This is a genomic window from Erythrobacter sp. SN021, assembly GCF_021864455.1.
In genome coordinates, this window is record NZ_JAKKUW010000002.1 from 241,456 (window position 1) to 259,357 (window position 17,902).

21 protein-coding genes are annotated in these 17,902 nt (G+C 63.3%); 7 read left to right on the top strand and 14 right to left on the bottom strand.

Features of this window, described 5'->3' with window-relative positions; all coding sequences use genetic code 11:
- Nucleotides 1-38: 38 nt before the first annotated feature.
- Together L5849_RS05790 and L5849_RS05795 are read right to left on the bottom strand one after the other, a co-directional pair.
- Complete coding sequence (locus L5849_RS05790) at nucleotides 39-1,184, bottom strand: glycosyltransferase family 4 protein (RefSeq protein WP_236924799.1); 1,146 nt, start codon at nucleotides 1,182-1,184, stop codon at nucleotides 39-41.
- The gene (locus L5849_RS05795; protein WP_236924800.1) at nucleotides 1,181-2,047 is read right to left on the bottom strand and encodes an alpha/beta fold hydrolase; all 867 of its coding nucleotides are present in this window, start codon (nucleotides 2,045-2,047) and stop codon (nucleotides 1,181-1,183) included. Before L5849_RS05795 ends, L5849_RS05790 begins: the two co-directional genes overlap by 4 nt.
- Before the next feature lie 74 nt (nucleotides 2,048-2,121).
- On the opposite strand from L5849_RS05795, the gene L5849_RS05800 reads away from it, so the two are divergent.
- A complete protein-coding gene (locus tag L5849_RS05800) occupies nucleotides 2,122-3,537 on the top strand; it encodes a protein adenylyltransferase SelO family protein (RefSeq protein WP_236924801.1) in 1,416 nt (471 codons plus the stop codon).
- 69 nt (nucleotides 3,538-3,606) lie between these two features.
- On the top strand, nucleotides 3,607-5,019 hold the full coding sequence (gene astD / locus L5849_RS05805; RefSeq protein WP_236924802.1) for a succinylglutamate-semialdehyde dehydrogenase: 1,413 nt from the start codon (nucleotides 3,607-3,609) through the stop codon (nucleotides 5,017-5,019).
- A 7-nt stretch (nucleotides 5,020-5,026) separates the two neighbouring features.
- Here astD and L5849_RS05810 read toward each other — a convergent pair whose 3' ends face one another.
- Both L5849_RS05810 and L5849_RS05815 read right to left on the bottom strand, forming a co-directional pair.
- Nucleotides 5,027-5,737 (bottom strand): hypothetical protein, encoded by a 711-nt coding sequence (locus L5849_RS05810; protein ID WP_115416341.1) that lies wholly within the window; start codon nucleotides 5,735-5,737, stop codon nucleotides 5,027-5,029.
- Between the two features lie 217 nt (nucleotides 5,738-5,954).
- Nucleotides 5,955-6,440, bottom strand: coding sequence for a glycine zipper 2TM domain-containing protein (locus tag L5849_RS05815; protein ID WP_234041585.1), 486 nt, complete (start codon nucleotides 6,438-6,440; stop codon nucleotides 5,955-5,957).
- 184 nt (nucleotides 6,441-6,624) lie between these two features.
- Here L5849_RS05815 and rarD point away from each other — a divergent pair, with 184 nt between their 5' ends.
- Nucleotides 6,625-7,527: an EamA family transporter RarD gene (gene rarD / locus L5849_RS05820; RefSeq protein ID WP_236924803.1), complete on the top strand. Its 903-nt coding sequence runs from the start codon at nucleotides 6,625-6,627 to the stop codon at nucleotides 7,525-7,527.
- On the opposite strand, the gene pyrC is transcribed toward rarD, so the two are convergent.
- Entirely contained in the window at nucleotides 7,505-8,542 is a 1,038-nt protein-coding gene (gene pyrC, locus L5849_RS05825; RefSeq protein ID WP_236924804.1) for a dihydroorotase, read from the bottom strand. The two genes, rarD and pyrC, sit on opposite strands and share 23 nt — an antisense overlap.
- Nucleotides 8,543-8,580: 38 nt before the next feature.
- Here pyrC and L5849_RS05830 point away from each other — a divergent pair, with 38 nt between their 5' ends.
- On the top strand, nucleotides 8,581-9,315 hold the full coding sequence (locus tag L5849_RS05830; RefSeq protein ID WP_236924805.1) for a folate-binding protein YgfZ: 735 nt from the start codon (nucleotides 8,581-8,583) through the stop codon (nucleotides 9,313-9,315).
- Nucleotides 9,316-9,379: 64 nt separating this feature from the next.
- Nucleotides 9,380-10,474: a S41 family peptidase gene (locus tag L5849_RS05835; protein WP_236924806.1), complete on the top strand. Its 1,095-nt coding sequence runs from the start codon at nucleotides 9,380-9,382 to the stop codon at nucleotides 10,472-10,474.
- 4 nt (nucleotides 10,475-10,478) lie between these two features.
- Here L5849_RS05835 and L5849_RS05840 read toward each other — a convergent pair whose 3' ends face one another.
- Entirely contained in the window at nucleotides 10,479-11,078 is a 600-nt protein-coding gene (locus tag L5849_RS05840) for a TetR/AcrR family transcriptional regulator (protein ID WP_236924807.1), read from the bottom strand.
- A gap of 115 nt (nucleotides 11,079-11,193) precedes the next feature.
- On the opposite strand from L5849_RS05840, the gene L5849_RS05845 reads away from it, so the two are divergent.
- The gene (locus L5849_RS05845; protein ID WP_236924808.1) at nucleotides 11,194-12,072 is read left to right on the top strand and encodes a metal-dependent hydrolase; all 879 of its coding nucleotides are present in this window, start codon (nucleotides 11,194-11,196) and stop codon (nucleotides 12,070-12,072) included.
- Between the two features lie 60 nt (nucleotides 12,073-12,132).
- On the opposite strand, the gene L5849_RS05850 is transcribed toward L5849_RS05845, so the two are convergent.
- From L5849_RS05850 to rplU, 3 genes are all read right to left on the bottom strand, one after another.
- The gene (locus tag L5849_RS05850; RefSeq protein ID WP_236924809.1) at nucleotides 12,133-12,678 is read right to left on the bottom strand and encodes a GNAT family N-acetyltransferase; all 546 of its coding nucleotides are present in this window, start codon (nucleotides 12,676-12,678) and stop codon (nucleotides 12,133-12,135) included.
- Between the two features lie 208 nt (nucleotides 12,679-12,886).
- Entirely contained in the window at nucleotides 12,887-13,156 is a 270-nt protein-coding gene (rpmA, locus tag L5849_RS05855) for a 50S ribosomal protein L27 (RefSeq protein WP_067673038.1), read from the bottom strand.
- A 12-nt stretch (nucleotides 13,157-13,168) separates the two neighbouring features.
- Nucleotides 13,169-13,627 (bottom strand): 50S ribosomal protein L21, encoded by a 459-nt coding sequence (rplU, locus tag L5849_RS05860; protein ID WP_115416334.1) that lies wholly within the window; start codon nucleotides 13,625-13,627, stop codon nucleotides 13,169-13,171.
- 202 nt (nucleotides 13,628-13,829) lie between these two features.
- On the opposite strand from rplU, the gene L5849_RS05865 reads away from it, so the two are divergent.
- Nucleotides 13,830-14,348, top strand: coding sequence for a hypothetical protein (locus L5849_RS05865; protein WP_236924810.1), 519 nt, complete (start codon nucleotides 13,830-13,832; stop codon nucleotides 14,346-14,348).
- A gap of 72 nt (nucleotides 14,349-14,420) precedes the next feature.
- Here L5849_RS05865 and L5849_RS05870 read toward each other — a convergent pair whose 3' ends face one another.
- From L5849_RS05870 to thrC, 5 genes are all read right to left on the bottom strand, one after another.
- Nucleotides 14,421-14,645 carry a hypothetical protein gene (locus L5849_RS05870; RefSeq protein ID WP_236924811.1) on the bottom strand — a complete coding sequence of 75 codons (225 nt, stop codon included), beginning with the start codon at nucleotides 14,643-14,645 and terminating at the stop codon, nucleotides 14,421-14,423.
- Nucleotides 14,646-14,850: 205 nt separating this feature from the next.
- On the bottom strand, nucleotides 14,851-15,150 hold the full coding sequence (locus L5849_RS05875) for a Rossmann fold domain-containing protein (RefSeq protein WP_236924812.1): 300 nt from the start codon (nucleotides 15,148-15,150) through the stop codon (nucleotides 14,851-14,853).
- Nucleotides 15,147-15,521: a dihydroneopterin aldolase gene (locus L5849_RS05880; RefSeq protein WP_236924813.1), complete on the bottom strand. Its 375-nt coding sequence runs from the start codon at nucleotides 15,519-15,521 to the stop codon at nucleotides 15,147-15,149. The genes L5849_RS05875 and L5849_RS05880 overlap by 4 nt, the downstream gene beginning before the upstream one ends.
- Nucleotides 15,522-15,532: 11 nt before the next feature.
- Complete coding sequence (locus tag L5849_RS05885) at nucleotides 15,533-16,423, bottom strand: class I SAM-dependent methyltransferase (RefSeq protein ID WP_236924814.1); 891 nt, start codon at nucleotides 16,421-16,423, stop codon at nucleotides 15,533-15,535.
- Nucleotides 16,424-16,466: 43 nt separating this feature from the next.
- Entirely contained in the window at nucleotides 16,467-17,858 is a 1,392-nt protein-coding gene (gene thrC, locus L5849_RS05890) for a threonine synthase (protein WP_236924815.1), read from the bottom strand.
- Between the last annotated feature and the right edge of the window lie 44 nt (nucleotides 17,859-17,902).

Sequence of the window (17,902 nt, forward strand, 5' to 3'; positions counted from 1 at the left end):
AGCCTGTCCCCGCCCGCGTGAATGCTGCCTGAAACGCCTTACAGGTCAATGCGCATCGCGCTCGAATAGAGACGGCGATAGGTCGCAACCATTTTCGCCTCGTCGAATTCGGCAACTGCCTTCGCCCGATTGGCCTCGCCGACTTCCTTGCGAAGCTCTTTGGACACGGCGAGCTGGACCAATGCCATGCCCAGTTCTTCTTCGTCGCCCGGCGGCGCAATGAACTCCGTATTGGCCTCTGACACCATTCCCGCAATGTCGCCCACGGCGGGTGCGACAACGGGAATCCCCGCCGCCATCGCCTCGACCACCGATAGCGGGAACTGCTCGGAATCGCTCGATAGCGCGAAAATGTCGAACAGGCCGATGACCCGCGCGGGAATATCGACCGCCCCCGGCAAGTGGACACGGTGATTGATCTGCAACCGGTCGGCTTCAGCCAGAATCGCCTCACGCGCCTCGCCTTCGCCGAGGATGACGAGCTGCCAGTTGTCCGCCAGCTGGGAAAAGACCCGCACGAGCCGGGGCAGATTCTTGACCGTACGCAGGCCGGCCAGCGTGCCCACCCAATATTCGCCCGGATGCTTGATCAGCCGCAGCGCATCCTTTTTGGGACGCATGGCGAAGGCTTTGGTATCGATACCGTTGGGAATGCGTTTTACCCTGCCGAGCGGCTGCTGCCAGTCGACCAGGGCGATTTCCTCGAGCCGCTCGGATGGAACCACGAGCCCGGCTGCCCTGCCCAGCGCGATCCGGCGATACCAGGTTCGACTCGTCTTGAGCTTCCTCGCCTCGCTCTCGTCGAAACCGTCCTCGTGATGGATCAGCGGAGGCAAGCCGTGAAGGTCCTTGAACAGCGTGTGCGCCATGACTGCGTCCATCGCGCCCCAATTGTATGTGCACACGAGATCGTAGCCGCGCATCGCCCTGGCAAGTTTCTGCAATCGCCCGGGCGTGGGCCGGCCTTTGAGGCTGGGAAATTCGGGTTGCAGGCGAATATCCACGCCCTTGGCGATCCGGTCCGCGGCGCCCAGCCTGTCGGGCTCGGCGGATATGATCGTATGCCGCGCCTTTTTCCCGAACGCATTGATCAACTGGACGGTGCGCACTTCCTTGCCTCCGGGGGCGAAGGTGGATTGCAAATGAAGGATGTGCGGCACCGCACCGCCCCGCGCCCGGCTCACGCGATCAGCGCCAGCAGCCGGTCGACTATGGCACGCGCTTCCGGCTCGTCGAGCGTCGGAGCGTGGCCGACGCCGGGTACCGTGGCGCAGATGGCTTGCGGCGCGCGGCGCTGCATCTCGGCAAAGGCCTGTTCCGAAAGCAATTGCGACAATTCGCCGCGCAGCAGCGCGAGGGGCTTTTCCGCCAGCGCATCGAAAGCGGGCCAGAGATCGGGCGGTACGGCCGCTTCGTCTGCGGCAAGAATGGGTTCGGCGATCTTCATGTCGTAATCGAAGGCGATCCGGCCGTTGTTGCACAGGGTGAGCGTGCGCTTGGCCATGACGATCCATTCCTCGGTCCCGAAGTTCGGAAACGCGGCGCCATGCACGTCCTCGAGCGCGCGCGCGGCGTGCATCCAGGTCGGAAAACTGCGCCCCTGGCCGATATAGGATTTGATCGCGTCGAGCCCTGCGGTCTCAAGCACCGGCCCCACATCGTTGAGCAGTGTCCCGGCAACACGCTGCGGCTGTGTCGCCGCGATCATCAGGGTGATAAGCCCGCCCATCGAGGTGCCGATCGACACGAAACTGTCGATCTGCTCCGTGTCCAGCAGGGCCAGAACATCGAGCGCATAGGTCCCGACATTGTAGCTGGCTGGATCCTCGGAATAGTCGCTGTCGCCGCGTCCGCGAATCGAAGGCACGAGCACCTGCCAACCCTGCCCGGCGATATGCGGCGCAAGACTATCGAAATCGCGCGCGTTCCGGGTCAGGCCATGCAGACAAACGACCGGCGGGCGATCGTTGGCAGCGCCATATTCGCGGAAGTGAAGGGTGAGACCGTCGGCGCTCTGCCAATGGCGGTCGGTATAGCTGATGTCCATTCTGGCGGCAAAAACCTTAGTCGCTTTGCGTTGCTGCCCTTGTTTCGGGCCGTCTTGCCGCCCACTATCGCTGTATGCGCGCCGAACCGCAAGCCGCGAGCTATCGCCCCGATACACCCATCGAAACACTGGGACACTGGATCGGCGATCCGGTAGAGCCCGCCGATTTCCCGAAAACGGTCCTGCGCTTCCGCAACGATCGTCACGCCGCGAGCGTGGGCCTTGCCGGGTTGTCGGATGACGAATGGCTTGCCCGGTTCGGGCGGTTCGAACCGCTCGAGGGCAACCTCCAGCATCCCCTCGCGCTGCGGTATCATGGGCACCAATTTCGCGTCTACAATCCCGAGATAGGCGACGGCAGGGGCTTTCTCTATGCGCAGATGCGCGACGCTGAGGGGCGCCTTCTGGATCTGGGCACAAAGGGATCGGGGCAGACGCCGTGGAGCCGCAAAGGCGACGGGCGGCTCACTCTCAAAGGGGCCGTTCGGGAAATTCTCGCGACCGAGATGCTCGAAGCGCTGGGCGTCGATACATCGAAAACCTTCAGTGTGGTCGAAACCGGGGAGGAATTGTGGAGGGGTGACGAACCCTCCCCCACCCGCTCTGCGGTGATGACCCGGCTCAGCCATGGCCATATCCGCATCGGCACGTTCCAGCGCCTCCTCGCCCTGGAAGAACCCGATCATATGGCCCAGCTCGTCGATTATTGTCTCGGCAATTTCCCCGGCCCGCCCCCGCCCGAGGACGCGCCCGGACGTGACGAACCGGCGGTCCGTCTGATGCATCTGGTGGTCGAGAGACTTGCCGATCTTGCGGCGAGCTGGATGGTCGCTGGCTTCGTCCACGGCGTGCTCAACACCGACAATATGAATATTTCGGGCGAGAGCTTCGATTACGGCCCATGGCGCTTCCTGCCAAAGTGGGACCCGCGCTTCACCGCCGCCTATTTCGATCATCAGGGCCTTTATTCCTTTGGCCGCCAGCCCGAAGCGCTGCACTGGAACTGCGGCCAGTTCGCCGTCGCGCTTCGGTCGATTGCCGAGGCACCGCCGCTGATCGCGGCCATGGAGCGGTTCGGGCCTCTCTACATGGCAGCCGTCGGCAGACGGTGGTGCTGGCGGCTCGGCATTGAATCGCGCGGCACCAAGGCCGATACCGCGCTGGTCGGGGCTTGCGAGAAAGCGATGACCGAAAGCGGCATCGCACCCGATGCGTTTTTCTTTTCGTATCGCGGGGGCAGGAATGTGCCGGGCGAACTCGCGGATGCCTTCGCGGAGTATGCACCGGTCGCGAGCGATCACCCCTATTGGGAGGACGATGCGCCGCAATCGATGTTGATCGACGAGGTCGAGGCGATCTGGGCCGCCATCGCGGACGGTGACGATTGGCAGCCCCTTCAAGCCAAGGTTGCCGCCTTGCGGAGAATGGGCCAGGCGCATGGCTCACCCCCCATACCGGCAGGCCATTCAGGGCCTTTCCCGTCGAGTTGAATTGACGCGGCCCGTCTAACCTCCCACCTAGGCCGCGCATACAGAGACATGAAGGATACGAATAGCGCCATGGCGACCGATCTGGTTTCAACCGAACCTGCCACTGGCAGTGAAATCTGGCACGGCACATCGGGCAATGTCGACGCCGCTGTCGAGCGTGCGCGCGAGGCGATGCGCGATTGGGCACGCGAACCGCTCGGTCGGCGGATCGAACTCATGCGACGGTTCGCCAATCAGGTGCGCAAGCATTCCGAACAATTTGCCGAACTGATCGCACGCGAGACGGGCAAACCACTGTGGGAGGCCCGCACCGAGGTGGAATCGGTCATCGGCAAGGTCGAGATATCGATCACCGCCTATGCCGAACGGACCGGCCAGAAGAAGCTGAACAGCGCCCTGCAGGGGACCGCCGCGCTCCGCCACAAACCCCATGGCGTCATGGCGGTGCTCGGCCCATACAATTTTCCGGCACACCTGCCCAACGGACACATCGTTCCGGCCCTGATCGCCGGCAATGTCGTGATCTTCAAACCAAGCGAAAAAACGCCGGCCGTGGGCGAATTTCTCACCCGCTGCTTTCACGAGGCCAAGGTCCCCGAAGGCGTGGTGCAATGCATCCATGGCGGCGTCGAAGTGGGACAAGGCCTGGTCGAACACTGGATGGTCGATGGTGTTCTGTTCACGGGTTCAGCGCGGGCGGGCATTGCGATCAATCGCAAGCTGGCCTCCGATCCTGGCAAGATCGTCGCGCTGGAAATGGGCGGCAACAACCCGATCGTCATGCTCGACACCCCAAAGATCGACGATGCCGCGGCAACGATCGTACAATCGGCATTCACATCCGCAGGGCAGCGCTGCACCGCAGCACGGCGGCTGATCGTGGTCGATTCGATGTTCGACAAAATCGTCCCGGCGGTGAAAGAACTGGCGGAAAAGCTGATCGTCGACGAACCATTCGCCGATCCGCAGCCCTTCATGGGCTGTGTGATCGACAACGGCACCGCCGATTTGCTGTCCGAAAGCTTCGTTGCGCTGATGAGCCGGGGGGGCAAGCCGATCATGCATATGCGGCGGCCCGACGAGAAGCTGCCCTTCCTGTCGCCCGCGATCCTCGATGCGACCGAGATTCACGAACGCCCGGATATCGAACTGTTCGGCCCGCTTTTGCAAGTGATCCGCGTGGCCGATTTCAACGAAGCGATCTATGAAGCGAACAATACGCGGTATGGCCTTTCGGCCTCTCTGATCGGCGGAAAGCCCGAAGATTTCGAACTGTTCTGGCACGAGATCCGCGCCGGGATCGTCAATTGGAACCGGCCGACCAATGGGGCATCGTCGGCAGCACCCTTCGGCGGTGTAGGGCTGTCGGGCAATCACCGCCCCGCTGCCTTCTATGCCGCGGATTACTGCGCCTATCCTGTCGCCAGCACGGAAATGGAACAGCCACGCGCAAGCATCGGCGTGGGCATCAAGGAAGGCTGAGCGCGGACTACTCGGTGGTGACCAGATCGATCTCGGTCACCCCTTCGGGCAGTCGGCGTCCATAGACGACATAGGCCGAGGATCCCTTGGTTCCGCTCAGAATGTTGTCACCCGCGCTGGTGACATGCTCTACGCTGAATCCCGCAGATTTCGCCCGCGTGCTGTAGAATGCCAGTACTTCGTCGAGCGCGACCGGCGTCAGGAAAGAGACGACCCTCAGTGCGCAATCGCCTTCGTCGGTACCGGCAGCTTCCTGGGTATTGCCACGGGGATAGACGGGGAAGGCCGCAGGCAGCTTGGCCGCCCAGGCCGAAGTGTATTTCACCCTGTCGCCGCAATTCGCGTCGCCCGGCGCAACGGCGGCGCGCGCGGCAGCTACCATCGCGGCGCTTGGTGCGGCATCGTCGCCCAGCGCCTTGGCAGCCGGGGCCGATGTCAGTTTACTGTGCCCGCCGACCAGTTCTGCGGCGCGGCTGCGCGCGGCCTCGATCGCACGGGGCGATTTGTCGATATTCGGGATGGCGGCATTGCCCGTCCCCGACAGGGCGGCATTCGCCTCGTTGCGACCGGCCAGATCCGGATCGGTCATCAATTCATCGTTGAGCGCCTGTTCGCTGGCCGGGTCCATGGCGTCGCCCGCCGCCTCGTCCTCTGCCTTGTCGCCACAGCCGGCAAGCAGGGCGATCGGGAGGACGGAGACGAGCAGGCGACGTTTCATAGGTAGACCTTCAGCTTGGAACGAGGCCGACATAGGAACCAGAACCGCCGGGGTTCCAGCCTGTCGGCAGGGCCTGCACCATAGCGGGACATGGACCGCCGCGAAAGCTAATGGGCGCCGCCCGCCCTCCCGGTGGAGAACGAACGACGCCCGCACGGCTCGGTGGGAACCGTGGTATCCGACCGCGGGTGGGCACGGCCGAAACTCGTAATGATTGTCAGCCGCAGCGCGTTTTGGAGCGATCGATCGTACGCCCCAGCAAGGCGCCTGCGGCACCGCCGAGGATCGCGCCGAGCGTGCGGTCGCCACGACCGGCGACTTCGTGACCGATCAGCGCGCCGACACCGGCACCGACAAGAAGGCCGGTGGTGCCATTGTCCCGCCGGCAATAATATCGCCCGTCACGCCCGCGCCAGATGCGCGTATCCGAGCGGACGGGCTGGCCGTAATGGCGATCGTAACCCATGTAATAGGGGCGCGCGTCGTAGCGGCGATCATCGCGGTAATCCCGATAGTCGCGGTAATCGCGATCTCGGTAGTGGCGATACTTGCGTTTCTTTTTGTGCTCGTAGGTCATGTCGCCGGTCACAGTGGCATGAGCCCCTTGGGGTGCATGCAGCGCCGGGGCCGCGCTTACCGGCATGGCAAAGGCGAGGCCCGATGTGGCCAGCGCCAGCGAAACGGTCTTGAGAATCGTCGACATGGGTTCGTCCTTCTTTATTTGGGCTGGCCACCACAGCCGCGTCGATGATGCCGTTAAGCTTTAAGCCCACAAAGATGAACCGAATGCAACGGCGTCGTCAGATTTGCGATTTTCGACGAACCGAGGCCGCAGCGAGGACGAATTGAGGCTTGCGGGGCTCTCCGCAGCCGCCTAGCGCGCCCCGATGGACGCAGGCGCCCCACCCCAGCATGACCGGACGGGCCTCGCCGCAGCCTTCGGGGCCTATGTCATCTGGGGCTTTCTGCCGCTCTATCTGATTCTCGTTCAGAGCGTTCCCGCGTTCGAATTTGTCGGCTGGCGCATCATCTGGACGCTGCCCCTGTGCCTGCTGATCGTGCTGATACGCAGGCAATTGCCCGCATTGCGCGCCGCGCTGGCCAATCGCCGCACACTCGGCTGGCTGGCGGCGAGTGCGGCGCTGATTGCGGTGAACTGGGTCGTGTATGTCTGGGCGATCCAGAATGGCCAGGTCTATGCGGCCAGCCTGGGCTACTACATCAACCCGCTGCTGAATGTGCTGCTGGGCACACTTTTGCTCGGCGAGAAGCTGACCCGGCCGCAATGGGTTGCCGTCGGCATTGCGGCGGTCGGCGTATCCCTGCTCGCCGCGGGCGCGCTGACGACTTTGTGGATCAGTCTGACGCTGGCGCTGAGCTTCGGGACCTACGGGCTTATCCGCAAGCAGGTCGATGTTGGGTCGGTCCCCGGGCTGACCATCGAATCCGCGCTGCTGCTGCTGCCATCCATGGGAGTCGCTTGGTATTTCGCGCAGACGCAGGGTTCCTCTTTCGCCGTTTCGACCGAGCTGAGCCTGGCGATCGTGGCGGGCGGCGTGTTGACCGCCTTTCCGCTGCTGCTCTTCGCCATTGCGGCGCGCAAGCTTCCTTATTCGACGCTGGGTTTCATCCAGTTCCTCGCACCGAGCATCGTCTTCATCCTCGGCCTGACGGTCTTCGGTGAAGAGCTGAAACCCGTGCAGGCAGCCTGTTTCGCCTTCATTTGGACCGCTGCTGCGATTTTCGTCTGGGACCTTGTGGCCCGGTCTAGGAAGCCAGCCGCCAGCTGAGCGTTTCGCCCGCATGGAAAGGCACGATCGGTGCCTCGCCCCCATCGATCTCGGCGGGAACCTCCACCGGCGCTTTTTCCAGCGTGATCCGTTCCTCGTTAGGCGCAAGGCCGTAAAAGGCCGGGCCGTTGAGGCTGGCAAAGGCCTCGAAACGATCGAGCGCGCCTTCGTCCTCGAACACCTTGATGTAGCTCTCCAGCGCGAAGGGCGCGTTGAAGATGCCCGCGCAGCCGCAGTCGCTTTCCTTGGCATGGCGATGGTGCGGCGCGCTGTCGGTGCCGAGGAAATACTTTGCCGAGCCACTCGTCGCCGCGCCGCGCAGCGCCAGACGGTGCTGTTCGCGTTTGGCCACGGGCAGGCAATACATATGCGGGCGGATGCCGCCGACGAGGATATCGTTGCGGTTGATATGCAGGTGCTGCGGCGTGATCGTGGCGGCGATGTTCGGCCCCGCGCTCTCGACGAAGGCCACCGCCTGCATGGTGGTGATATGCTCGAAGATCACCTTCAGGTTCGGCAGCCGGTCGACCAGTGGCTGAAGAACACGGTCGATGAACACCGCTTCGCGGTCGAAGATGTCGATGTCCGGCGTGGTCACTTCGCCATGGACGCACAGGGGCATGCCTATCTCCGCCATGCGCTCGAGCACGCCCATGATGTTGGCGATATCGGTCACGCCGTGGGCTGAATTGGTTGTCGCCCCCGCCGGATAGAGCTTGGCTGCGGTCAGCACGCCATCCGCATGACCGGCCGCTAGATCGCCTGCATCGCTCTCGTCGGTGAGATAGGCGGTCATCAGCGGCGTGAAATCCACGCCCTCGGGCACGGCCGCCAGGATCCGCTCGCGATAGGCGGCGGCGAGTGCGGTGGTGGTGACCGGCGGCGCGAGATTGGGCATCACAATCGCCCGAGCGAACTGACGCGCCGTGTGCGGCACCACCGCGCGCATCGTATCGCCATCGCGGAAATGCAGGTGCCAGTCGTCGGGGCGGCGGATTGTCAGCGATTCGACCATGGTGTTGCCTATGGCGGCGAGCGGCCTATCTGTCACCCATGACTGCCACTCGCCTGACCAACCGCGCCGTGATCCGCCTCTCCACCGAGGACCCGGCGGAGGACGTCGTCGACTTCCTGCAGGGCCTCGTTACCAACGATGTCGCAGGCCCCCTGCCCGCCTATGCCGGGCTGCTGACGCCGCAGGGCAAGACGCTGTTCGATTTCCTCGTCTGGCCGGGCGCGGAAGGAGAGCTGCTGATCGACTGCGAGGCGGATGCGGCGGAGGATCTTGCCAAGCGCCTGTCGCTCTATCGCCTACGCCGCAAGATCGCCATTGCGGTCGACCCTTCGGTTGCGGTCCACTGGCAGGCGCATCAGGGCGATGGCGGAGCGCCCGATCCGAGAAACGCGGCACTCGGGCAGCGTTGGCTTGCACCGACGGATGACGGCGATCGTCCGGCGGACGGGGCGTGGCTGGCACATCGCCTTGCTCTCGGCGTCCCTGAAACCCGTGCGGAGCTGGGCGATATCCTGTGGCTTGAAACCAATGCGGTCGAGCTGAATGGCGTCAGCTTTTCCAAAGGCTGCTATATCGGCCAGGAAAACACCGCGCGGATGAACTGGCGCAGCAAGGTCAACCGGCGCCTGATGGTGGTCCCGCTCGCCCAATCGGCCGAAAAGCGGCGCAAGGCGGCCTATCCGGAACTCGATCTGGCGGTCGACCATTTGCGGCTCGATGCAATCGACCCTGCCATGACGCCCGACTGGCTGAAATCGGCATTGGCAGAGTAAGACTGGGCGGAATCCCATCACACTGGCTCTGTTTCGCAAAGGGTTGTTTGGGAGGATTACATCCGTGTTGAGGAAACTGTCTGCATTTCTTGCTCCACTCGCTCTCGCCGGCACAGTACAGGCGCAAGATGCGCCCGATCCACCGTTCAGCGGAAAGGCCAAAGCCGAAGTGGTAGCGACGCTGGGAGAGAAATTGCGCTCCAATTATGTCTTCCCCCAAATTGCCGAGAGTGCATCCGCTACGCTCGCGCGCCTTTCTGCGAACGGGAAATACGACCGAATCGACAATCCGCAGGCCTTCGCCGATGCCCTCCGCGGCGATTTGCGCGAAGCGGGCAACGATCGACATTTGCAAGTGCGCCATGATCCTTCGTTTCGCGAAATGTCGCCTGAAGAGCGTGGTGCCGCGCCATCGGAAAAGGAAGTTCGCGAAACCAGGCGGCAGCTTGGCATGCAGGCCTTTGGCATCCACCGCGTTGCGCGATTGCCGGGAAATGTCGGCTATCTCGATGTCCGCTTCTTCGGGCCGACAGAGTTTGTCGCCCCCGGCTACGAGGCTGCCATGCAGATGCTGTCGGGGATGAGCGCGATCATCATCGATTTGCGCTCGAATGGCGGCGGCGATCCTGCCAGCGTGGCGCAGCTTGCCAGCCACTTCTTCGCGCAAGGCGACGAGCGACACCTCAACAGCATTTACAACCGGGTTGAGGACACCACACGCGATTTCTGGACCGTACGCTCGGCTGCCCCGCGTTACACTGGACCCGTTTTCGTTGTGACGTCGGATTATACGTTTTCGGGTGGCGAGGAACTCGCCTACGACCTCCAGACGCAGGAACGCGCGACCTTGGTCGGGGAGACCACGGGTGGCGGGGCGAATCCCGGCGAGCCGATGTCGCTCGGTCATGGGTTCTACGCCTTCATCCCGACCGGACGCGCCATCAATCCGGTCACCGGCACGAACTGGGAGCATGTCGGTGTAAAGCCCGACCATCCGATCGCAGCCGAGGAGGCGCTGGTCGAAGCTTATCGCCTCGCGCTGGTAGAAGTCGCTCGGAACGAACCGGACGCGCCAACGCGTGCGGAATACGAAGCGCTTGCCAAGAGCGAGCTATCCGACATTGCCGAACTCCCGCGCTGGAAGCACCCCCGCGAATAGGAAGCTATTTTGCCGGAGGTGGGATCTCCATCGATCGCACGAGCATCCGCTCCGCCCGGTCGCGCGCCGCTGTTTCCGGCAATCCCAGCGAGCGAGAAAGGGCCGTCCCGATGAGGGCATCGCCCATCGCCAGCAGCACCAGTGCCAGCGTTTCTTCGTGAAGCTGCATCGGCGCGTTGCCATGCGCGGCTTCTTCCGGTGCGATCTCGTCGACCAGTTGGTGGATGGTTTCCACGATCGGCGTCAGCGCATCTTCATTGCCCGTCAGGATCATCCAACTCGCGAGCGCCCCGGCACCCTCCTTGTCGAACGCATCGAACGCCAGATCGACCACTTCGCGCGGGCTGCCCAGCCCCGCCCGGCTTGCCCTGACGGCGTCGATGATCGTGTCGCACACAGTGCCCGCCAGATGCCCCGCCAGCGCCTTTTGAAGGCCTGCCGCCGAGCCGAAATGGTGCAACAAATTGGCATGGGTACGCCCGATTCGCGCGGCGACCGCCTTGAGTGTCACCGATTGCGGTCCGGTCTCGATAAGGAGCGAGCGGGCCGCCGCGAGCGCGGCGAGGCGCGATTCTTCATGAGAAAGTCGTTTGCGTGTCGCCATGCGCCGGGGGCCTACCTCATCGGCCAAAGGCTGGGAAGGCACAGCACCTCTTTATTGACAGTGGTGTAAGCAGTCCTTACTTACACTGATGTAAGTTAACTCAGCGGAGCCCATGATGAACGCCCCTGTTTCGATCGATACCACCGTTCGTAAAGCCGCGCCGACTCCGGCCGACCTGACTATCACCGTACGCGACGAACGTTTCAACCGCAGCACCAGCCCGCGCCGTTGGTGGGCGGGCGAGCCCTTCGGTACCGCATGGCACAATGCACTTTCAGCCACCTTCCCGAGGGGCGAAGCCTTCTTCATCGAAGCGGTAAAGGCGCATCGCGAAGGAGCCGACCCCAAGCTCGAGGCCGAAATTCGTGCGTTCATCAAACAGGAAATCAACCACACGCGCGAGCATATCGCCTTCAATCGCCTGGCCGAAGACGCCGGTTACGACATCAAGGCCATCGATACGCGCGTGGCCGAGATGCTGGCCCTGACCAAGGACCGCCCGGCAATCGCCAATCTGGCCGTTACCATGGCGCTGGAGCACTATACGGCCATGATGGCCGCCGAATTCCTCGCCAATCCGAAGCATTTTGCCGAGGCCGATCCGGAGGTCCGCGACATGTGGCGCTGGCACGCGGCCGAGGAAATCGAGCACAAGGGCGTGGCCTATGACACATGGCTGCATGCCACGCGCGACTGGTCGGGCTGGAAGCGCTGGAAAGTTCGCAGCCTGGTGATGATCAGCGTTACCGCGCGCTTCTTCAAGAACCGTTGGACCGATTCGCTCGAACTGCTGAAACAGGATGGCATCGCCGGCTGGAAAGCCAAATGGGGCCTGCTTAAGTATCTCACGGTGAGCCCCGGCGTTGTCCGCCGTATTTTCCCCGCATGGCTGGCTTACTTCAAGCCCGGCTTCCATCCGTGGGATCATGACGATCGCAAGCTCATCGAGCTTTATGAGGGCGATTTCGAAGACGCCTTGATGCCTGCGGAGTAAGCGGCCTACAAAGAGGATAAGGCCCCGCCAGCATATCGCCGGCGGGGCCTTTTGCTTTGTTCACGCCGCCATTTGCGGAGCGATGGCGGCACTGTCGTCGAGATCAAGCCGATAGAGCGCGCAGTCGGCATCTTCGCCCCGGCCGCAGCTATGTCGCGCGGCAATCTTGCCTGTCGGTACGAACCCGATCTTGCGCAAGACGCGCCCCGAAGCGGGATTGTCGGTGAAGTGCCCCGCCACGATCCGCGTGTGACCGAGCAGCTTTGCCACGTCCAGCACACCGCGCGCCGCCTCGCTCGCGAAGCCGTGTCCCCAGTGGTCACGGGCAACCCAATAGCCGAGCTCAACATCGCCATTGCCCATTGGATCGATACCGATGCACCCGATCACTTCCGATCCCGACTGGGTGGGCAGCGTAATCAGGAAGCGCGGAAAGTGCGGGTCCTGCGCCTGCATGACGAATTCACGCGCATGTTTGGGGAGATAGGGCCAGGGCGCGCGGGCAAGATTGCGGACGATGCCTTCGTCGGCAATGCCACCGAACAGCGCATCCGCATCTTCGGGCCAGGCAGGCCGCAACAGCAGCCTCTCGGTTACATGGAACATCGGTATTCTCCCCTTGGATCCACGCTCCGGGCTCCTAGGCCGGACGCGTGACAATTGCGTGATGACGAAACAAAGTTTCGCCAGCGAAATCGAAGAGGGAGAAACGACAAGAGGGAGACGGGTTGGCCCCATCTCCCTCTTCGGTTGCCGGATCATGGACCCGGCTGGGACCGTCCCGTTTGGACGATCCCGTTATCGGAGCGTCCGGTTATTCGGCGGCTTCGGCCATCATGTCGACCGAGACGAACTTTCGGTCGAGCTTGCCCTTGTGGAAGCGCACAATACCGTCGGTAAGGGCGAACAGCGTGTGATCCTTGCCCATGCCGACATTGGTGCCCGGATAGAACTTGGTGCCGCGCTGACGCACGATGATGTTGCCGGCGACGACATTCTCGCTGCCGAACTTCTTCACACCAAGGCGACGACCGGCTGAATCGCGACCGTTGCGCGACGAACCGCCTGCTTTCTTATGTGCCATCGTCCGTGTTCCTTACTTCTTGTCTTCGGTCTTTTTGGCGGCGGCCTTCTTGGGCGCTGCTTTCTTGGCCGGAGCCTTCTTCTCGGCAGCGTCCTTCTTCGGAGCAGCCTTCTTCTCCGCGGTATCGGCCTTCGGAGCAGCTTCCTTCTTCGGCGCGGCCTTCTTGGCGGTGCCGGTGCCGACGTCGGTGATACGCAGCAGGGTCATCTGCTGGCGGTGGCCGTTCTTGCGGCGATAATTGTGGCGGCGACGCTTCTTGAAGACGATGACCTTTTCGCTCTTAGCCTGCGCAATGATCTCCGCCGAAACGGTGACCTTGCCGGCATCCGAAAGCGTATCGCCTTCGCCTGCAAGCAGGACGTCGCCCAGCGTGATGGTGTCGCCGGCTTCGCCAGCCAGCTTCTCAACCGCGATCTTGTCTCCGGCGGCAACCCGGTACTGCTTGCCGCCCGTGCGCACTACTGCGAACATGGTACGTATCTCTCGTTCAAATTGCTGTGCCCTAACCCACAAGACGAACTCTTGCGAATAAACGGCGCGCCCGTCTGGCCGCCTATGGCAGCCCCGGAAAGAAGCGTGCCGTTAAGCGAAAGGAGGGGCCAAGTCAACGCTTGCCGAGAGGAAAATTGCATCCTCGCTGGCGCGCTGCGGAGTGCGTGATATGGAGGGCACGATGATCGATCGCAAGCTTATTGTCGCCCCCCTGTGCGCTGCGCTGCTAGTTGGTTGCGCCGGTACCGCCTCGGATCGCTATCCCTCGCTCGCAGTTCGCGACGTAGAGCGAGCGGAAGGCACCTTCCAGCCGGTACCGGGGCGAAAGCTCGACGTTCCCGAGGTGGAAACCGATCTCACGGGCGATCTCGACACGCGGCTCGCGGCACTGGTCGGGCAGGTCCGCAGTTCCCATGCCGATTTCTTCGGTGCGGTGCCGGATGCAGAACGCATGGTGGGTGCCGCAGTCGGAAGCAGCATTGGGAGCGACAGTTGGGCGGCAGCGCAGGTTGCGCTGGCCGATCTCGATTCGGCACGCAGCACTTCGGCTGTCGCGCTGGGCGACCTCGACATCCTCTATGCCGCCGCGCGCGTGCAGGCGCAGGACGCCGAGGCCATCGAGGCCGCCCGTAATGTCGTGATTGCGCTGGTGGCCGAGGAAGACGCGGTGCTCGAGCGATTGCGCGCGCAAATTCGCTAGCGGGCGGAAGAGCAAGCGAAAAGCGCGGAACCGGTTGCCCGACCCCGCGCTTCCCCCCGGCTTGCCGCGCGCTCAAGTCAACGCGGCAATCGTCCTTTCAGCGAGACCCCAGTCCAAGACGAGCGCCGGAAAAATCGGTTCTGATATCGATAGCCCCGCCGCCATCATGGCGAGGAAGGCCAGATAAAGTGCCACCGTCATGATATAGAGCCACCTCGGCAATTCGAACCCGCGCTCCACCTTGCAGGCGGCGACGGCGTGCCTGGCGACAAGTTCACGGGTGAGGCGCTTCGACATGGTCAGCTCCTTTGCGTTCCAATGGATGCGCCGAAGCCGGGACACGGTCCTTGATGCCGATCAACAAGAACCGCTTTTTCCACCATGCCGGATCGCAGCGGTCTCGATCCTCCTTCCGGAACCCGCAACCGGTATCCGGTCGCTCATCGAATCATCGTCGGCCTCGAGAGCGTTCCGCAGGTCCGAAGCAGTGTGCGCTCGTGGCTCAGATTTCCAGGTACTGACCGGTGATCCCCGGCGCGCCGGCGAGATACGCTTCGGTAGCGTCTACGGCTTCACCTTGGCCGGCCACCATATTGATCCGCCGGGGCGCGTGCTTGCGCGCCAGCCCCGCGACGATCGCCAGCCGCCATTCGCGATGGCCGTGATCTGTCGGCGGCAGGAGAAGCAAGACATCCTCCCCCGCTATCAGCCTGCCTTCGACATGGGCCAGCCAATGTTGGTGAAAAACACCCGCGGCGGCGAGCGGCTCGTCGGGCAATCCGTCGACCGCGATGCGCTTCATTCGCGGCGCTCGCGGTGGAGCGTGATGCCGATCTTCTCGCCCGCTTCGGCAATTGCCAGCTTGACGATCTTCACCGTCACCGCCTCAACGCGCGCATCTTGCAGGAACAGGGTTTCGCAGACGTGGTCGGCCACCGCTTCGATCAATTTGAAATGCACGCCCTCGGGCAAGGCATCGGACGCGGCGAACTTCAGATCCATGTAGTTCTTCGAATCGTCGAGCGGCGTGTCCGCATCGTAGTGGTCGAGCGGTTTCATCCGCACCTGAATGGTAAAGCGCAGCGGCTGGGGGCGGCCGGTTTCTTCCGAGTATATGCCGGTGAGCACGTCATGCTCGAAATCGGCCACTTCGAGGATCAGCGAATCGTTCATTGCGGGGGGCTTTAGCGCGGATTCGACCAGCGCGCGAAGATCGCCGTAGGCAACAGGCGGCCCGAGCCATCCTCCTGCACCGCCAGGTCGCCGTGCTCGATCGCTCCGGGAAGCCCTTCGAAGACCTCGGCGAGCAGGCCCGCCAGCGCGAGGCTGCTCATCCGCACGGCATAAACGGTAAGGAAATGAAACCGGCTATCGCCATCGAGCAACTGGCGACAATCGGAGACGAGCCCGGGCAGGCCCTCTTCCAGCCGCCAGACCTCGCCATCCGGGCCGCGTCCGAATTTGGGCGGATCGAGAATGATCCCATCGTACCGCCGCCCACGACGAACCTCTCGCGCGGTGTATTTCACGGCATCCTCGACCAGCCAGCGAATCGGACGATCCTCGAGACCCGCCAGCGCCGCGTTCTCGCGCGCCTGGCCGACCGACTTCTTGCTCGCATCGACATGGGTCACGCGCCCGAAGCGCGAGAGCGCCTGCGTGCCGACACCGGTATAGCCGAACAGGTTCATGGTTTCGGCGTCGGTGCAGCCTTCGAGCTGGTCGCCCATCCAGTCCCACACCGGCACCATATCGGGAAAGAAGCCAAGATGACGGAAAGGTGTGCACTGGGCGGTGAAGCGCGCTTCCCCTCCCCAGCCAAGCTCCCACCCATCGTCGGGAACCTGTTTGGTATAGTGCCAGCGCCCGCCGCCATCCTCGTCGCTGCCGGGAACGAATTCGCCATGCGCATCCCATTGCTCCAGCCGGGGCGACCACATGGCCTGCGGTTCGGGCCGGATGAAGCGGTAGGGGCCATACGCTTCCAACTTGCGACCATGCCCGCTGTCGAGCAGGCGATAGGCATCCCAGCCCTCGCCTATCATCAGGACAGGATTGCGGCGCAGTTCGGCCATTATCTCCCCTCCCCAAGGAAAAGGGAGTTGGTTGCGCGTTGGCTCACGACGCGTGAACCAGGATATGGTCGCGCACCGCCTCATAGGTGCCGGGCAGTTCGGTATAGGCTTCTTCGCGCGCGAACAGATCGCCCACTCGTGCGGGAAGCGCCGGGCGCGATCCGGTGGCGCGCTCCACCGCGTCCGGAAATTTCGCCGGATGCGCCGTCGCCAGCGTGACGACGGGCACATCCCCCGACAAATCGCTTGCACGCGCGGCATGCAGGCCGATCGCGGTGTGCGGATCGACAATCTCCGCGCAATTCTCGCAGGCCCAGCGCATCGCGCGCGCCATATCGTCCTCGTCTGCGCGCATGCTGGTAAATAGGGCAGAGGCGCCTTCCCGCTGCGCATTGGTCAGGCGCATTGCCCTTGCGGCCTCGAAACCACGCATCTGTTCCGCCATGGCCGCGCCATCGCGCCCGCCGACGTCGTACAACAGGCGCTCGAAATTCGAGCTTACCTGAATGTCCATGCTCGGCGCGGCAGTGGGCGTCACGCTGTCGGTCGAATAGTCACCCGCCGACAAGGCACGGTGGAGGATGTCGTTGACATTGGTCGCCACGATCAGCCGCTCGACCGGCAAGCCCATGCGCGCGGCCACATGGCCGGCAAAGACGTCGCCGAAATTACCCGTCGGCACACTGAAGGCCAGTTTGCGTTCCGGCGCGCCCAGTTGGAGCGATGCGGCGAAGTAATAGACCACCTGTGCCATCAGCCGTGCCCAGTTGATCGAATTGACCGCGCCGATCCGATGCTTTGCGGTAACGTCGCGGTCGGTAAAAATTCGCTTCACCATCGCCTGCGCATCGTCGAACGATCCGTCGATGGCGATATTGTGGACGTTGGGCGCGCGCACCGTGGTCATCTGGCGGCGCTGGACATCGCTTACGCGGCCTTTGGGGTGGAGCATGAAAATCTCGACTCGGTCGAGCCCGGCTACGGCGTCGATCGCCGCGCTACCCGTATCGCCGCTGGTCGCGCCCACGATGGTCAGGCTGCCATCGTCGCGTTCGAGAAACTCCTCGAAGAGCAGGCCGAGGAGTTGCAGCGCAACGTCCTTGAACGCCAGGGTCGGCCCATGGAACAGTTCGAGCAGCCATTGCCGCTCATCGAGTTGGGTCAGCGGAACAACCGCAGCATGGGCGAACCGGCCATAGGCTTTCGCGGTAAGCTGGCGAAGGCGGTCGGGGCTGAGGCAGTCGCCAACAAAGGGCTGCATCACCCGCGCCGCCAGTTCGGCATAGGGCAGCCCGCGCATCGCCGCGATCTCATCGAGCGAGAATTGCGGCCATTCCTCGGGCACATACAAGCCGCCATCGCTGGCGAGGCCCGCCAGCGTGACACCGGCGAAATCGAGCGCGGGCGCGCTGCCGCGAGTTGAAACGTACTTCATCGGAAAAGGCGGTTAGCGGGGCGCAGGGGCGCGGGCAAGCAAGC

What these genes read in the sequence shown, in the direction of transcription:
- L5849_RS05815 (WP_234041585.1), bottom strand. Translation starts at nt 6,440, where the DNA reads ATGTCGACGATTCTCAAGACCGTTTCGCTGGCGCTGGCCACATCGGGC.
- thrC (WP_236924815.1), bottom strand. Translation starts at nt 17,858, where the DNA reads ATGAAGTACGTTTCAACTCGCGGCAGCGCGCCCGCGCTCGATTTCGCC.
- L5849_RS05875 (WP_236924812.1), bottom strand. Translation starts at nt 15,150, where the DNA reads ATGAAGCGCATCGCGGTCGACGGATTGCCCGACGAGCCGCTCGCCGCC.
- L5849_RS05885 (WP_236924814.1), bottom strand. Translation starts at nt 16,423, where the DNA reads ATGGCCGAACTGCGCCGCAATCCTGTCCTGATGATAGGCGAGGGCTGG.
- rplU (WP_115416334.1), bottom strand. Translation starts at nt 13,627, where the DNA reads ATGTTCGCAGTAGTGCGCACGGGCGGCAAGCAGTACCGGGTTGCCGCC.
- L5849_RS05845 (WP_236924808.1), top strand. Translation starts at nt 11,194, where the DNA reads ATGAACGCCCCTGTTTCGATCGATACCACCGTTCGTAAAGCCGCGCCG.
- L5849_RS05830 (WP_236924805.1), top strand. Translation starts at nt 8,581, where the DNA reads ATGACTGCCACTCGCCTGACCAACCGCGCCGTGATCCGCCTCTCCACC.
- L5849_RS05795 (WP_236924800.1), bottom strand. Translation starts at nt 2,047, where the DNA reads ATGGACATCAGCTATACCGACCGCCATTGGCAGAGCGCCGACGGTCTC.
- astD (WP_236924802.1), top strand. Translation starts at nt 3,607, where the DNA reads ATGGCGACCGATCTGGTTTCAACCGAACCTGCCACTGGCAGTGAAATC.
- L5849_RS05800 (WP_236924801.1), top strand. Translation starts at nt 2,122, where the DNA reads ATGCGCGCCGAACCGCAAGCCGCGAGCTATCGCCCCGATACACCCATC.
- rpmA (WP_067673038.1), bottom strand. Translation starts at nt 13,156, where the DNA reads ATGGCACATAAGAAAGCAGGCGGTTCGTCGCGCAACGGTCGCGATTCA.
- pyrC (WP_236924804.1), bottom strand. Translation starts at nt 8,542, where the DNA reads ATGGTCGAATCGCTGACAATCCGCCGCCCCGACGACTGGCACCTGCAT.
- L5849_RS05850 (WP_236924809.1), bottom strand. Translation starts at nt 12,678, where the DNA reads ATGTTCCATGTAACCGAGAGGCTGCTGTTGCGGCCTGCCTGGCCCGAA.
- L5849_RS05840 (WP_236924807.1), bottom strand. Translation starts at nt 11,078, where the DNA reads ATGGCGACACGCAAACGACTTTCTCATGAAGAATCGCGCCTCGCCGCG.
- L5849_RS05865 (WP_236924810.1), top strand. Translation starts at nt 13,830, where the DNA reads ATGATCGATCGCAAGCTTATTGTCGCCCCCCTGTGCGCTGCGCTGCTA.
- L5849_RS05880 (WP_236924813.1), bottom strand. Translation starts at nt 15,521, where the DNA reads ATGAACGATTCGCTGATCCTCGAAGTGGCCGATTTCGAGCATGACGTG.
- L5849_RS05810 (WP_115416341.1), bottom strand. Translation starts at nt 5,737, where the DNA reads ATGAAACGTCGCCTGCTCGTCTCCGTCCTCCCGATCGCCCTGCTTGCC.
- rarD (WP_236924803.1), top strand. Translation starts at nt 6,625, where the DNA reads ATGGACGCAGGCGCCCCACCCCAGCATGACCGGACGGGCCTCGCCGCA.
- L5849_RS05870 (WP_236924811.1), bottom strand. Translation starts at nt 14,645, where the DNA reads ATGTCGAAGCGCCTCACCCGTGAACTTGTCGCCAGGCACGCCGTCGCC.